This window comes from Arthrobacter sp. ZGTC212, from assembly GCF_002929255.1.
GTDB classification, from domain to species: Bacteria; Actinomycetota; Actinomycetes; order Actinomycetales; family Micrococcaceae; genus Arthrobacter_B; species Arthrobacter_B sunyaminii.
In genome coordinates, this window is the sequence record NZ_PJIJ01000001.1 from 666,064 (window position 1) to 681,419 (window position 15,356).

The 15,356-nt window shown below is 64.3% G+C and carries 12 protein-coding genes; 1 reads left to right on the top strand and 11 read right to left on the bottom strand.

Going from position 1 to position 15,356, the window contains the following annotated elements; translation table 11 throughout:
• Nucleotides 1-105: 105 nt before the first annotated feature.
• Nucleotides 106-756 (bottom strand): GNAT family N-acetyltransferase, encoded by a 651-nt coding sequence (locus tag CXQ89_RS03310; protein WP_104053086.1) that lies wholly within the window; start codon nt 754-756, stop codon nt 106-108.
• Between the two features lie 82 nt (nt 757-838).
• Between CXQ89_RS03310 and CXQ89_RS03315 the strand changes: the two genes are divergently transcribed.
• Entirely contained in the window at nt 839-1,732 is an 894-nt protein-coding gene (locus tag CXQ89_RS03315) for a rhodanese-related sulfurtransferase (RefSeq protein ID WP_104101910.1), read from the top strand.
• A gap of 71 nt (nt 1,733-1,803) precedes the next feature.
• On the opposite strand, the gene CXQ89_RS03320 is transcribed toward CXQ89_RS03315, so the two are convergent.
• From CXQ89_RS03320 to CXQ89_RS03365, 10 genes are all read right to left on the bottom strand, one after another.
• The gene (locus tag CXQ89_RS03320; RefSeq protein ID WP_104160280.1) at nt 1,804-2,697 is read right to left on the bottom strand and encodes a MaoC/PaaZ C-terminal domain-containing protein; all 894 of its coding nucleotides are present in this window, start codon (nt 2,695-2,697) and stop codon (nt 1,804-1,806) included.
• A gap of 80 nt (nt 2,698-2,777) precedes the next feature.
• A complete protein-coding gene (locus CXQ89_RS03325) occupies nt 2,778-4,262 on the bottom strand; it encodes an MFS transporter (protein WP_181032218.1) in 1,485 nt (494 codons plus the stop codon).
• Nucleotides 4,263-4,351: 89 nt separating this feature from the next.
• Entirely contained in the window at nt 4,352-5,836 is a 1,485-nt protein-coding gene (locus CXQ89_RS03330; RefSeq protein ID WP_104053082.1) for an MFS transporter, read from the bottom strand.
• Between the two features lie 119 nt (nt 5,837-5,955).
• Nucleotides 5,956-7,422, bottom strand: a complete 1,467-nt coding sequence (locus tag CXQ89_RS03335) for an aldehyde dehydrogenase (protein ID WP_104053081.1) — start codon at nt 7,420-7,422, stop codon at nt 5,956-5,958.
• A 2-nt stretch (nt 7,423-7,424) separates the two neighbouring features.
• Complete coding sequence (locus CXQ89_RS03340) at nt 7,425-7,856, bottom strand: Zn-ribbon domain-containing OB-fold protein (RefSeq protein ID WP_104053080.1); 432 nt, start codon at nt 7,854-7,856, stop codon at nt 7,425-7,427.
• A gap of 11 nt (nt 7,857-7,867) precedes the next feature.
• The gene (locus CXQ89_RS03345; RefSeq protein WP_104053079.1) at nt 7,868-9,073 is read right to left on the bottom strand and encodes a thiolase family protein; all 1,206 of its coding nucleotides are present in this window, start codon (nt 9,071-9,073) and stop codon (nt 7,868-7,870) included.
• A 103-nt stretch (nt 9,074-9,176) separates the two neighbouring features.
• Nucleotides 9,177-10,004, bottom strand: coding sequence for a VOC family protein (locus CXQ89_RS03350; RefSeq protein ID WP_104160282.1), 828 nt, complete (start codon nt 10,002-10,004; stop codon nt 9,177-9,179).
• A 25-nt stretch (nt 10,005-10,029) separates the two neighbouring features.
• Nucleotides 10,030-10,644, bottom strand: coding sequence for a TetR/AcrR family transcriptional regulator (locus CXQ89_RS03355; RefSeq protein WP_104160283.1), 615 nt, complete (start codon nt 10,642-10,644; stop codon nt 10,030-10,032).
• 79 nt (nt 10,645-10,723) lie between these two features.
• Nucleotides 10,724-12,877, bottom strand: coding sequence for an acetate--CoA ligase family protein (locus CXQ89_RS03360; RefSeq protein WP_104160284.1), 2,154 nt, complete (start codon nt 12,875-12,877; stop codon nt 10,724-10,726).
• Nucleotides 12,878-12,954: 77 nt separating this feature from the next.
• On the bottom strand, nt 12,955-15,162 hold the full coding sequence (locus tag CXQ89_RS03365; protein ID WP_104160285.1) for an acyl-CoA dehydrogenase: 2,208 nt from the start codon (nt 15,160-15,162) through the stop codon (nt 12,955-12,957).
• Nucleotides 15,163-15,356: the final 194 nt, after the last annotated feature.

Genomic DNA, 15,356 nt, shown 5'->3' on the forward strand with positions numbered 1-15,356 from the left:
GTCCGGACAGCCGCTGTTAAACGCGCCCGCTCAGCTCCGGGCTGAACCGCTGCGTCTTCGCCGCAAACGCGACCGCAGAAGCCACCGCAAACCGGCCGCAGACGCCTACAGCCGCGGTTCGAACATCACCACGCTGGCCAGGTTTTCCCAGCCCAGGTAGGTGTACAGTTCCAGCCCGTCGGCGGTGGCGACCAGCAGCCCGGAATCGGCGTCGTGTTCCATGGCCACTGCGGTGAGGGCCCGCGTCACGTAGCTGCCCAGCCCGCGCCGTCGGAACCCGGGCTCGGTGACAATCCGGTCGTACACCGCATGCCCTTCCACGATCGCCACGCTGCCCCGCGCGGCCAGCTCGCCGTCGGCTGTGACGGTAACGGTGCCCACCTTGCCGTTGCGCACCGTTTCCGCTTCAAAACCGTCCAGCGGCAGCGGGTCTTCGATGTCCTGCCCGGTCATGTCCAGTGTCATGAAAACCTCGTCCGCGGACCGGACATTCAGCCCGTAAACCAAGGCGGCGCCGTGGATTTCATTCACGCGTCCGGTGACGATGGTGAAGAGCCTCCCGGGACTCATCCGGGCCGAGGAAGCCAGCGCCGCGAATTCGTCATGGGAGGGTTCCAGGGCGAAGTACTCCCAGTCGTTGGTTTTGTCGTGCAGGAAAGCCGCCGGAAAACGGCCTTCCCGTCGGGTTCGATAGCCGCGGGCCTGCGCCCATCCGGTCACCCAGGTCTCAAGCAAATCATCGTCCAGCAGGCTCATGAATGAACACTAGCGGGGGCGGCAGGTGAAAGGTATGTGCGCTGATGAAATTCGGGGTCCCGCGCCGGTCTACCCTTAATGTGTGGCTTTGAACCGAATTGCACTGTATTACGCCTTTACGCCCCTCCCCGATCCGGAGGCCGTGCGCCTCTGGCAGCGCGCCCTCTGCGAGAAGCTGGGACTGCGCGGCCGGATCCTGATCTCGCCCGACGGGATCAACGGAACCGTGGGCGGCGAGCTTGACGCCGTGAAGGCATATGTGAAGGCCACCCGCGAATATCCGGCCTTCAAGAAGATGGACATCAAGTATTCCGAGGGCGGTGCGGAGGACTTCCCGCGGCTGAGCGTCAAGGTCCGCCAGGAAATTGTCAGCTTCGGCGCCCCGGGTGAACTGAAGGTCGACGAGAACGGAGTAGTGGGCGGAGGCACCCACCTGCGGCCGGAAGAACTCCACCAGCTGGTGGAGGAGAAGAAGGCCGACGGCGAAGAGGTGGTCTTTTTCGACGGCCGGAATGCCTTTGAAGCCCAGATCGGCAAGTTCAAGGGGGCCGTGGTGCCCGACGTTGCCACTACGCATGACTTCATCGCCGAGCTGGATTCCGGCAAATACGACGATCTCAAGGACAAGCCGGTGGTGACCTACTGCACCGGCGGCATCCGCTGCGAGGTCCTGTCCTCGCTGATGGTCAACCGCGGCTTCAAAGAGGTTTACCAGATGCAGGGCGGGATTGTCCGCTACGGGGAAGCCTACGGTGACAAGGGACTGTGGGAAGGCTCGCTCTACGTCTTCGACAAGCGGATGCACATGGAGTTCACCGAGGACGCCGCCACCATCGGCAAGTGTGTGCGCTGCGAGGCTCCCACCAGCAAGTTCGAGAACTGCTCCAACCCCTCCTGCCGCAAGCTCACCCTGTACTGCGCGGAGTGCGCCTCGGACCCGTCCACCCTGCGGTGCCCGGACGGCTGCATCGAATAGGAACGATGACGACGGCGGCAGCCCGGGCCTGAAGCCTGGTGGGGCCGCCGCCGCACCGCCGGTCCGTGACGTTAGGCCGTAGCCGGTTCGGAAAGCAGGCTCTCGCCGGCCGCCAGCGCATCGCGGCGGAGGCAGGTGCCGCGGTCCAGGACCACGGTGTCCCCAACCCGCGTCTGGAAAACGGCGCCGGTTTCGGTCATCCACATGCTGGTGGTCAGCTCGTCGCCCGGAATCACCGGTGCGGCAAAACGGACGCTCAGCGAGCCGAACGCATCGACGTCGGACCCCAGTGCGCCTTCCAGGAGGGCACGGCCGGCGAAGCCCAGAGTGCACAGTCCGTGCAGGATGGGCTTCTCAAAGCCGATCATGGCGGCCATTGCGGGGTCTGAATGCAGCGGGTTGCGGTCGCCGTTGAGGCGGTAGAGCAGGGCCTGGTCGGGAGAGGTCCTTTGTACGTCCACAAGATCGGCCGGGCGGTCGGGCAGCTCCCACCCGTCATGCGGTGCCGGCTCGGATCCGAAGCCGCCCTCTCCGCGGATAATCATGGAGGTCACTGAGGTGGCAGTGAGCTCCCGGGTGTCGGCGTCGAGCAGGTGGGTGGTGAGCTCAACAACGGCATTCTTGCCTTTGTCCCAGGCGCCGCTCATGAAGCTGCGCGGAATCACGGTTCCGGCCGGGGCCAGCGTGCGGTGCAGCGTGACCGTTTGTCCGCCGTGCAGGATCTGCGAAAGCTTGAAGTCCCCGAACTCATCCATGGAACCGCCGGATCCGCCCAGAAGCACGGCGAAGGTGGGCAGCACGCTCTGATCGATTCCCCGGGAGTTCTCCGTGGTGAAGGCAAGGTTTGCTGTTTGGTCGCGGGCACCGGCACCCACGCTCAGGGCGTACAGGAGAGCGTCCTTGGACTCCCACGAAACGGGAGCGCCTTCCGTGACCTTCCCGATGTTCTGAAGATGGATTGTCATGGTCTTTCCTCTTTCACAAGCGTTTACTGAAATGCGGATTTCATGGGCCCCGGCGGCTCCGGGGACTTCGCAGCTGAGGGTTACAGCGGTGCGTGGACCGTGTCTTGCGGGCTTCGGTTGGTGCCGCGGCGAATGTCGCGCTCGCCGGCAGTCTCGGGAACCCACTGTGCGGGAGTGCGTCGCAGCATCAGTGCCACCACTACTGACGATGCAGCGAAAATCAACACGAAGATGAACGCTGAGCTGATGCCTTCCTGCGCAACGGCCGTTGTGGCCGGGTCGGTGTGGCTGGCCAGGATGTACGCGCCAATGGCAACGGCGGCGGACTGGCCGATGTTGCGGATCATGGTGTTGGTGCCGGCAGTTTCCGAAGTGTGGGTTTCCGGGACCACTTCAATGAGCAGGTTCGGCAGCGCGCCGTAGGCAAGAGATATGCCGGTGCTGTTCAGGACCATCGCAATGATGAACATCAGCACGCTTCCATAGGTCAGCAGGATGATGGGAATGACCAGGGCCACCAGCGCCAGACCAACGATGAAGACTGTGCGGGCGCCGTACCGGAAGGCCAGCTTTCCGCCCAGCGGCGAGAACAAGTAGCCCACCAGCAGAGTTGAGCTGATCAGAACCCCGGCGCCGGTGGGGGAAAAACCAAGCCCGTATCCCGACGAGGTGGGCGATTGCATGATGAGCTGCGCGGGGACGTTCCCGCCGCCCAAAGGCCCGACGGCGGCAAGCACGGTGGCGGTCATGGCCAGGGCAATTTGGCGGTTCTTGAACATTCGGAGGTTCACGATGGGGGATTCCACCCGCAGCTCCCACCACGCCCACACGGCGGCGGCGACGATCCCAACGCTGATCAGGGCGACGAACTGGGCGGACGCAAAACCGGTCTTCGAAGCGCCGGAAAACGCGAGCAGAATGGCACTCACGGCGATGGGCAGCAGTACCGCGCCCAGGTAATCCGGTTTCTCCCGGCTGGGCAGCACCGTGTCCCGGGGAATCACCAATTGGATGCTCACCGCGGCCATAACCGACACGACGGCAGCAAAGACGAAGATGCCGTGCCAGGAGAAGGCATCAATCATGAATCCGGCGATCAGTGCGCCGCCCCCGCCGGCGATGAGCGCCGAGGCCCCCACCATGGAGATGCCCACCGGAACACGTTTTTCGTCGAGATGTTCGCGGGCCAGTCCGAAAGCCAGACCCAGCACCGCACCGGTAACACCCTGAATGGCGCGGCCGAAGATGATCATGCCCAGGGAGCCCCCGAGCAGCGAGATGAGCGAACCGACGGCTGCGATGACCAGGGCAATGACCATGACCTTCCGCCTGCCGTACAGATCTCCGAAGCGTCCACCCAGAACACCGGCGGAGGCTGACACCAGCAGGAAGGCCGTAACAACCCAGGCAACCGTGTTTGCGTCCACCTGGAAGTCCCTCATCAGGGTGGGCAGGGTTACGTACATCATGGACAGCTCGAAGGCCGAGACAATCTCAGCGAGAATCAGGACTATGACAATCGGTGCAAACCCGGGACGTTTCAGCGCCCTTGCGGTGGAGGACATCGCGTCCTGCCTTTCGTGTTGGAAACCAAAGGCTGGCATGCACCGCGTGAGGCGGTGCATGCCAGCGCTTACGGGAACTTCGCTGTTGACTAGGCAGAGGCTGAAACGATGCCTTCCGGATCACGCGTTGTCCCGCGGCGAATGTCGCGCTCGCCAACCGTCTCGGGAACCCAGGGCTTGGGATTGCGGCTCAGCATCAGCCCCATGATGACTGAGAGCACGGCAAAGGCCAGGACCAGGAGCAGGGCGGCGCTGATGCCCTGCTGTGAAATGGCCTGGGTTGCCGGGTCCGTGTTCTTGGCGAGGATGAACGCGCCGATGGCGATCGCCGCGGACTGGCCGACGTTGCGGATCATGGTGTTGGTTCCGGCTGTTTCCGAGGTGTGGGTTTCCGGGACCACCTCAACGAGCAGGTTCGGCAGCGCACCGTAGGTGAGGGAAATGCCGACGCCGTTCAGAGTCATCGCCACTACGTACATTGCCACGTTCCCGTAGGTGAGCAGGATGAGGGGCAGGACCAGGGCCATCAGCACGAGCCCTCCGATAAACACAATCCGCGCCCCGTACCGGAAGGACAGTTTCCCGCCCACCGGTGAGAGAGCGAAGCCAACAAGGGCGGTAAGGCAGATGATGACGCCCGATTCGGTGGGCGTAAAGCCCAGCCCGTACCCCAGCGACTCGGGGGACTGCATGATCATCTGCGAGGGAACGGACACTCCGCCCAGGGGACCGACGGCGGCGAACACCGTTGCGGTCATGGCCAGGGCGATCTGGCGGTTCTTGAACATCCGCAGGTTCACGATCGGCGATTCAACCCGCAGTTCCCACCACGCCCACACCGCGGCAGCAGCGAGGCCCAGGCCGATCAGGCCCAGGAACTCCACCGACAGGAAGCCGGTCTTTGAGCTGTTGGAGAGTCCCAGCAGGAGGGCGCTGACCGCGATGGGCAGCAGGATGGCACCCAGATAGTCGGGTTTGTCCGTGGTGACCGCGTTGGTGTCCCGCGGAATAACCAGCTGGATGGCCACAGCGGCAATGACCGCCAGGACGGCAGCGAAGACGAAGATCCCGTGCCAGGAGAAGAGATCGATCATGAACCCGGCGATCATGGATCCGCCGGCGCCGGCGATCAGGGCCGAGGCGCCGACCATGGAGATGCCGACCGGCACCCGCTTTTCATCCAGGTGTTCACGGGCCAGCCCGAAGGCCAGGCCCAGGACGGCACCGGCAACACCCTGAATGGCGCGGCCGAAGATAATCATGCCCAGGGAGCCCCCGAGCAGCGATATGAGCGAACCGACGGCTGCGATGGCCAGGACAATGACCATGACCTTTCGCCGGCCGTACATGTCGCCGAAGCGTCCGCCCAGCACAGCGGCTGAGGCGGAGACCAGCAGATAGGCGGTGACGACCCAGGCGACCGTGTTGGCGTCTACCTGGAAATCCGCGATCAGGGTCGGCAGCATGACGTACATCATGGACAGTTCGAAGGCCGAGATGATTTCGGCCAGAACCAGGACTATGACTACTGAAGCAAAGCCTGGGCGCTTGAGCGCCCGAGTGGTGGAGGACATCGGTGTCCTGCCTTTCCTATGAGGTCAACAGAATGCAGCGGCGCCGGCCGACATGTATCGGGCGGCGGTGGAGCAGACGATCTTTAGAGAAAGGTGGTGCGGTGGTGCTGTACTCGGTGTTAGCCGTTCCCGTAGGCGACGGATTTGGTCCAGAAGAACTCTTCAAGTCCCTCCAGGCCGCCTTCATTGCCGGTGCCGGAGTGGCCGATGCCGCCGAAGGGGCGTTCCGCCACTGCGCTGGGGGCGCCGTTGATGGTTACTTCACCGGTTTCGAGCGCCTCGGTCACGCGGACGGCCCGGCGGGCGTCGCCGGTCCAGACGTATCCGGAGAGCCCGTAGTCGGTGCTGTTGGCCAGGGCGATTGCCTCGGCCTCGTCGCTGAAGCGGGTGATGGCCAGCACTGGGCCAAAGACTTCCTTCTGCGCCAGTTCGCTGGCAGGATCCACATCGGCCAGGACCGTGGGCGGATAGAAGAAACCGTCAGCGAGGTCCTCGGCAAGCCGCTGTCCGCCGGTAACCAGGCGGGCCCCGTCTTCCTGGGCCTGGGTGACCATCGAATGAATCCGGTCGATGGCGGCTTGGTTGATGACCGGACCGCAGATCGTGTCGAGTTCCTGGGGGTTTCCGGTCTTGAAGGAGGCCGCGATTGCACCGATGGTGGCCACAAAGGAGTCGTAGATGGAGTCCTGGACCAGCAGGCGGGTGGGCAGGGCGCAGGCCTGTCCGCTCATGATGCCGAAAGCCATGAAGGTTGAGTGCATGGCAGCGGCCTCGAGGTCGGCGTCGGCGAAGACGAGGTTGGCGGACTTGCCGCCCAGCTCCAGGACCACCGGTTTGAAGGTCTGCGCGCAGGCCGCGGTGATCTTGCGTGCGGTGTCGGGGCCGCCGGTAAACGTCACCTTCTTGACCAGTTTGTGCTCCACCAGGGCCGCCCCTGCCTCTGCACCGCCGGAAACCACATTGAAAACGCCCTCGGGTATGCCGGCTTCGGTGACCAGATCGGCAAAGAGCATAGCGGTGAAGGGAGTCAGCTCGCTCGGCTTGACCACCACGGTGTTTCCGGCGGCCAGAGCGGCGGGAACCTTCATGGCCAGGGACATCAGCGGTGCGTTCCACGTGATGATTGCACCGATCACGCCGTAGGGCTGACGCAGGGTATGGCCGAACGATCCTCCCGCACCGGCCACCGAGGTGATCCGGCCCAGCGGGAGTTTGTCAGCCCAGCCGCCGTAGTACCGGATCCACTCCACCGCGGCGTTAACCGTGGGATAGGCATTGGAGCGGGCAATGCCGTTGTCGGCAATGGCGAGATTGACGAAGTCCTCGGTGTGGTCCTCGACCAGCTGCGCCAGCTTGAGCAGCGCCTTGGCGCGGGTGCCCGCCGGTGTTGCCCGCCAGAGCGCGAAGGCAGCGTGGGCGGCGTTGACGGCGTCGTCAACGTCCGCGGCACCTGCCAGCGGGACCTGTGCCTGGGCTTCGCCGGTGGCGGGGTTGATATGGGTGTGCGTTCCACTGCCCGTGCTGCGCGCTTCACTGCCGATGCGCAGGGTGACGGGTGGCAGGGCAAAATCGGTGCTGACTGTCATTTTCAGTTCTCCGGTTCGTAGCGCAGCATGGTGATTCCCGCTTCGGGGTAATCGCAGAAAACGGGCTTAACCCGCATACCCACCTCGATGTCATCGTGGGCTACGTTGACGAGTTCGGTGGAAAACTTAGGGCCTTCATCCCACTGCACCACCGCGAGCACCAAGGTGCCTTCCTTCGCGAAGTGCGGGGCCACCGGCCGGGTGGAGACGGTATACGTGTACAGGGTTCCGGCTCCGGATATTTCCCGCCATTCCAGGTCGTCGGCGAGGGTGCCCGGGGCCAGGGGGCGGGGGTAGAAGATGTATTCGCCCAGTGAAGGCGAATACTGGATGCGGATGCGGTGCTCCGCCAGTGCATCCCAGAACGGCTTGGTCAGGGGTGTCGGGACCGGCATCGGACGCTGCAGATCCGGAAGAGTGTATGAGGTGCTCATGGGGTGTACTCCTAGTTGCCTTCGAGGATCAGTGCCGTTTGTTCGCTCATGATGCCGCCGTTGCCGGTCACGAAGGCCCGGTTGCAGTCGGTCACCTGCGCTTCACCGGCACGGCCCATGATCTGGCGCACGCCGTCGATCACGTGGTGCATGCCGCCGGCAATGCCCGCCTGCCCGAAGGAAAGCTGCCCGCCGGCGGTGTTCATCGGGAAGTCCCCGCGGAAGGTGAGATCGTGTTCGTTCACGAACTGCATGCCTTTGCCCTTTTCGGTGAAGCCGGCATCCTCCAGGCTCATCAGCACAGTGATGGAATAGCAGTCGTAGATGGAGACCATGTCCACCTCGTTGCGTCCGATGCCGGCCATGCCAAACGCCTGGTCGGCTGCGTGGATCATGGGTGAGTGCATCAGATCCCGTGCGTAGGTTGGTGTCTTGTAGGGCACCCGTTCTCCGAAGCCCTTGATCCACACCGGACGGTTCTTGGATTTGGCTGCGAGGTCCTTGTTTCCAATCACCACAGCGGCACCGCCCTGGCACGGCATCACGATTTCGAGCATGTGCAGCGGGTCCGCCACCATGGGTGATGCCAGCACGTCCTCAATGGTGATGGGCTGACCGTGGAAAACGGCGCCCGGGGTGGCGCAGGCGTTGGTGCGCTGGTCCACGGCAATTTTTGCCATGGCGCGCTCGTCGTAGCCGAATTCGTGGCCGTACCGCTTGGCAATTTGCCCGTAGGGACCGTTCTGCCCCAGGTTTCCGTACGGGATTTCAAATTCTGCCTGCGGCGACCCGTAGGCGTTGGATGAGGCACCGAAGTACATTTTGTCGGTCATCTCGAACGGCCGGCGGGCGTCGGCCGGTACGTCGTGGGTGCCCGGGAAGGTAACCAGTACGGCGTCGCACAGTCCCAGTTCCACGGCCGCTGCGGCCCGCCACACTCCGGCGGCGGAACCTGCGCCGCCGAGGTCCACGATCTCGGCGAAATTTGCGTTGATGCCGAGGTATTCCGTGATGGTGGAGGGAACAAACATGTCCGCTTCCCCGATCATCGGGGTGACGATGCCGTTGACGTCGGTGGCGTCCAGTCCGGCGTCATCCAGCGCCGCCTTGGAGAGCCGTGCCCACTGTTCCAGGTTGAAGGTCTTCTCACGCTTCAACTTGCGTTCCGGCGGCAGCTCAAAATAGCCCAGGATTGCGGCTTCTCCACGAAGTCCCATACGTTTGTTCTCCTCATTGCTGGTATATGAAATGTGCTGGTGCACCAAGGTCCGTGCAGATGCCGGATGTGCGACGCCGGCTGGTTGGGTAGGCGTGAACGGTCTAGCCGGATCCGGCCGGGGCGGGAATGCGCAGCGGCGAAATCCTGATGCCCAGTTCGGGATAAAAAGACCCCGCACCGAGCAATTCCAGAAGTCCGGGGGAATCCGGTCCGGCCCAGGGCTCGTCCGCTGCGGTGAAGCCCAGGGTTTTGAGGCCTGAGTCTCCGGCGCCGGGCACCGATTCCTGCAGGATGAGGTCCGCGCCTTCCGGCCACCGGAACACGGTGGCCGCCGGTTCTCCGTCGGGAACTTCCGGCAACCGCTGCCTGCCGGCGCCAAGAACGTTGACGAGCACGTGTTCCGCACGCTGCAGGTCAGACACCAGCCCAAAGACAACCGGCAGCCGGGCCGGAGAGGACGGGTCTTCCTCCCAGGGGCAGTCCGCAGTGAACTCGTTGGCAGCGGTGATGTCCTCCAGAGCTTCCGATGTCTGGACCATCTGCGTCAGGAACCCGAGCCCGGTGTCCTTGGGATGCAAAAAGGCTTCCTGCCACAGCGGATGCTCTGTGTTCACCAGAATCGGCTCGATTCCGGCCGCCTGTGCGCCTGCGATTGCTGCGGAGATGTCCTGCACCTTGAAGGTGATGTGGTGCGGTGCGGCGTTTCCTGCGTTTTCGGAGAGGAACCGTGTGATGAAGGATGTGGAGGAGCTGCCGGGTTCCAGCAGCTCCAGCCGCATGTCTTCGGCGAGGGCAACCTGGCACGGGTTGAACTCCGGCAGGGTGAAACCGCTGGCAAACCGCGCTCCGAGTTCCCGGTGCAGCATCGTTCCGGCCCGGCCCCAGGCCGGAACGGCAAAGGCAACATGGTCGAGTTCATGGGCGCTCATTCAGACACCCGGCCTGCTGCAGCGGTTAAAGTGCTCCCGCTTCGACCTGGTCGAGCCGCAGCCCGATCATTTTCACAAAGCGGACCAGGACCCGGTTGGCATCCTCCAACGTCTGGTTGCCGGCCAGCAGGCGCCCCACCATGTCCATGAGGATGGCCCACACCATGGCGGTAATGTCCGCAGCCTCGTCCGGTGACAGGGTGGAGAAATCGGCGCGGAGAGGTTCCTCGAGCAACAGGACCAGCTGCTGCATCAGCTCGCGCACATCCGGGTCGGAGGAAGTCCGCAGCATCAGGATCGTCTGGTAGAAATTCGGCCTTTTCTGGAACGCGGCCAGCGCCTGCCTCAGCCGCTGGGCGACCCGCTCGGTGGTGCTGAGGCTGTCCGGCACGGCCTCGTCCGCTGAACCAAACGGAACGCTCCAGTCGTAAACGACGTTCGCATACAGGTGCTCCTTCGAGGAGAAGTACCGGTACAGCGTTCCGAGCGCCACATTCGCCTCGGACGCGACGTCGCGGATTTGGATTGATTCGTACTCGTTGGCGCGGAGCAGGTTTTTCGCAGCATCCAGGATCCGTTGCCGGCGCTCCACCTGATAGGCGGGAAGGTCCATTGTTTCGCGCGTTAGTTGCCGAACCATCACTCGCCTCCCGGCCGAATTCCCTCAGAAATTGCAACGTTATCACCGCCTCCCGGCGCCCTTGGATGTGGCTCACCGGCTACTGGTCCTTCCAGCGGATCAGCGCGTCCAGCGCCTCGATCTGGTTACCGGAAACCCGGAGAGGATTGATTTCGAGTTCCTCGAGTTCATCGCCGAGTCCCACGGCCACCTGGGAAATCTTGAAGATGGCCTCAGCCAGCTCGTCGAGGTCGGTGGCTTCTCCGCCACGGAAGCCGGTCAGGAGGTCAATGCCCTTCAGGGATTCGAGCATGCGGCGGATCTCGGCGGGTCCCACCGGCAGCAGGCGCACCGCGGAGTCCTTGAGCAGCTCCACCATGACCCCGCCGAATCCGACGGCGAGCACGAGCCCCCAGCGCGGGTCACGGACAACGCCTACCAGCATTTCGGTGCCTGCAGGACGCATCGGCGATACCGCAACACCCTGGACCCGGGCAGCCGGTGCCAGTTCAGCCACGGAAGCACGGATGAACCGGTAGGCCTCGGCCACTGCATCGGCATCCGAGAGCATCAGCCGGACACCGCCAACCTCGGTCTTATGTGCGATGTCCTCCGACGCAATCTTCAGTACCACCGGGTAGCCCAGGTCTTCGGCGGCGGCCACTGCTTCCTCAGCGGAGGAAGCAACCACTGCAGGCACGTAGGGCACGCCAAGGCTGCGGAGGAATTCACCGCTCTGGACTTCGGTCCATGAATCCGCACCGGCCGGTTTGGCGATCGGTGCGGCGGCCGGCGGTGCGCCGTCGGCTGCGAGTTCAGCGGCACGCTGTCCCCACCAGGCGCTGCGGGCGGCCGCGGTGATGCCGCGGTCAAACGAATCGGAGGCATGAGGGAAGCCGTGCTCCGCGGCAAACGCGCGGCCAAACTCGGTTACCTCCGTGGGCAGGAAGCTCATCGCAATGACGGGTTTGGGGGAGGAGGTCAGCTGCCGGAGCATCTCATCCTGCGTGGCCCGGCTCATGTCTGCCACGGCTTGGTTGGCGGGCCAGGAGCCGTTGACCACTACGAAGTCATAATTCGGGTCATCGATAAAGCACTGGGCAGCCTTGGTGAGGATGGTCGGGTCAACTGACACATACCCGGTGGTGTCCATCGGGTTGTTGACGGTGGAGAAGGCGGGAAGCCCGGCGTCGTGCAGTCCCTGCACCGTGTCGGGGTGCGGAGCGGGCAGGTCCAGCCCTGCGGCGTCGGCCTTGTCGGCCACGAGTGCGCACATGGCACCGGAGCCGGTGACAACGCCCATGCGGCGGCCGGGCAGGGCGCCGTAGGCCTCGATGAGGCCCGCGGTGGCCACGAGGTCCTCGATGCCTTCCACCCGGATGACTCCGTGCTGGCGGCAGGCTGCGTCAATGACGGTGTCGTCGCCCACCAGCGAACCGGTGTGGGCTGCAGCGACCCGGGCCGATGCTTCACTGCGTCCGGCCTTGAAAATGACAATCGGCTTGCCTGCGGCGCGGGCGCGGGCAGCCACGTCGAGGAACTGCGCCGGGTCGGAAATCTGTTCCAGGTAAGCGGCGATGACCTTGGTGTTCTCGTCGTCCACCAGCAGGCTCATGACGTCGATGGCAGAGATCATCGCCTCGTTCCCCACGGTCACCGCCGTGGAGCAGCCGACGCCGCGCGAGGCCATGTAGGGAAGCAGATAGATGGCGAGCGCTCCGGATTGGGTGGCAATTCCCACGCCGCCGCTGATCATGGGCATCTGGGTCATATGGCTGAAGGCTGCAACCCTGGAATGCGTGTTGAGGAATCCCAGGTTGTTGGGTCCCAGGATCAGCTGGTCCGCCGCTCGTGCCCGCTCCACCAGACTGGCCTGCAGGGCAGCGCCCTCGGCTCCGGCCTCGCCCAGCCCCGCAGCCAGCATGATCAGGTTGCGGATGCCCTTGATCCGGGCTTCCTCCAGGATGGTTGCCAGGGAATCCGTTCCGGTCAGGACAATCGCCAGGTCCGGCGCCTCCGGCAGATCGGCAATCGTGGCAAATGATGCCTGGCCGTGGCAGTCCTCGCCCCGGCGGTTGACCAGGTAAAGCTTGCCCTCGAACCCGCCGGAGACCAGGTTGCTGTAGGTGAAGTGGGACCAGGCGGATCGGGTATTTGCTCCGATGATCACAATGGATTTGGGCTCCAGGAGTTCCCGCAGGCGGGCGGGATCCAGGGTGCGTGGGCTGTCGGTCTCGCTCGTCAACGTTGTCATGCGAAACGGTTCCTTCCGGTGGAGCTTGGTTGTGGGGTCACTGCGCTCGGGGGTGCGGCGGGTCCTGCTGTCCTGGATCAGCCGCGGGGAAGTCCAAGGATGCGTTCAGCAATGACATTGAGCTGGATTTCCACCGTTCCGCCGCCGATCAGCACCTGCGGAACGGAAAGCTGTCCGGTCACTGCGTCTCCGGGAGCCTGGGCAAAGAGCGCTCCGGGTCCGGCCAGCGCCAGGACGCGGGATGCGGCCTCGCGGGTTAGCCGGGCGTGGGCAACCTTGGCCAGTGAAGATCCGGCACCCGGTGCCATGCCGTTGACCTGGCGCAGGGTCTCCCGCAGGTTCAGGGCGCCGATGGCCGAGCTGAAGGCTGCGATCCTGCCGAGGGAGGAGAGTGCGTCATGCTCGCGGCCGGCGTAGGTGCCCTGGGTGATCATGGACCGCAGCGCGTCCTCCGTACCCACCGAAACACCGGAGGAAATCTGGGTCCGCTCGTTCTGCAGCGTCATGGCCGTGATGCGCCAGCCCTGGCCGGGTTCCCCCAGCAGGTAGGCGTCGGGCACGAAGACCGAGTCCAGGAACACCTCATTGAATTCGGCGTCGCCGGTGGACTGCTTCAGGGGACGGACATCCACCCCTGCGCTTCGCATGTCGATGAGGAAGTAGCTCAGTCCCTTGTGCTTAGGGACCTCGCTGTCCGTGCGGGCCAGGCAGATGCCCCAGTCCGCCTCATGGGCGCCGGACGTCCAAACCTTTTGTCCCCGCAGCTCCCATCCGCCGTCCACCTTGGCTGCCCGGGTGCTCAGCCCGGCGAGGTCGGACCCGGCACCGGGTTCTGAGAAGAGCTGGCACCAGATCAACTCGCCGCGCAGGGTAGGCAGCGCAAACTGTTCCTTGACCGCTTCACTGCCGTAGGCCAGCACGGTGGGCATGGCCCATTCGCCGATCACCGATGACGGCTGGGTCATCCCGCGGCGGGCATATTCCTGGGAGATGACCACCTGCTGGGCGGGAGTGGCGCCCAGCCCGTAGGGTGCAGGCCAGTGCGGGGCGGCGAGTCCGTTTTCCGCGAGGAATGTCCGCTGCGATCCTCGCGAGTACCAGCGCCCGCCGTCGTGCTCATTGGACAGTGTCCGGGCATGATCGAGCAGTTCGCCGATGCGGGCGCGGAAGGCCGGATCCTCGTCGGGCAGTTCAATGTCGATGCGGCGGTCCTGATTCAGGGCAACCCTGCCCAGCGATGCGGAGGCGTCGTTCATGGCCGGCACCAGAGCGGCCAGCGTCATTGCCCGCCGCCAGTACAGATGGGCATCATGTTCCCAGGTGAAGCCGATTCCGCCGAAAATGGTCACTGCTTCGGTGACCGTTTCTGCCGACGGGGCGATCGCGGCCTGAACGGCTGCACCGGCAGCCAGTTTTTGCTGGTCCTCATCCTGGTCTAGGGACACGACGGCGGACCAGGCTGCCGCTGCGGCCAGTTCGGCGGTGATGAGCAGGTTGGCACACTTGTGCTTGACGGCCTGGAAGGAACCGATCGGCGAACCGAACTGTTCGCGCAGCTTGGCGTATTCAGCGGCAGCTTCCACAGCCCAGCGGCTCACGCCGGCTGCTTCCACGGCGAGCAGGCAGGTCTGCAGGGTTTCCACGCGGCTTGCCCCGAGGTTTTCCAGGATCGCTTCGGAGCCCACGGCCACCGAGGAGAGTTCGAGGATCCCGGCGTCGCGGGTCAGATCCGTGCAGGCCTGGACCCTGCGGCTGACGCCGGCGCTGCGGGCATCGACCAGGGCAAACCGCGTGGTTCCGCCGTCGTTGAAGCCAACCACCAAAAGATCGGCTGACTGGAGTGAGAGTACGTTGGCGGTTCCGTGCAGGAGCCAGCCGCCCTCAGCGGCGGAGGTGCCGGTGATTGCGGAAGAAAGAACCAGGGTGCCGCGGGCGCCTTCAGCGAAGGCGGCCAGACCGCTGGCTGAGGCTTTGCAGTCACCGGCTGCCGCGACGGCCGCACTGGCGAGCACCGTTGAGAGGAAGGGGCCGGGTACCAGCCGGCGGGCAAATTCCTCCACCACGATGGCCGTGTCAGCCACCGTTCCGCCCTGTCCGCCGTGCTCTTCGCCGATATGCAGTGCGTGCAGTCCGTTGGCAACCAGGTCATCCCAAAACGGCGCGGGTTCCCCGGCCCCGTAAGAGTCCAGCTGCTCGCGGGTGACCCGTGTGTCGGCGAACCGTCCCGCAAAGTCGGCTGCAACGGAGCAAAGGTCCGCATGCTCTTCGGTAAGGGCAAACGCCATGTGCTGACTCCAATGTCATAGCGCACCGAGCTGCTTCAAGGAGACGGTCGGTGCATGTTTCAGATCCTGAACTGAAACTGGACTCTAATTCACAAATGTGATGTAGGCAACACTTTGCTTGGTTGGGTTTTGCGGCCGGACCACTGATTTCCACTGAAAAGTCATCATGTAGCATTCGTCGCACCCCGGACGCT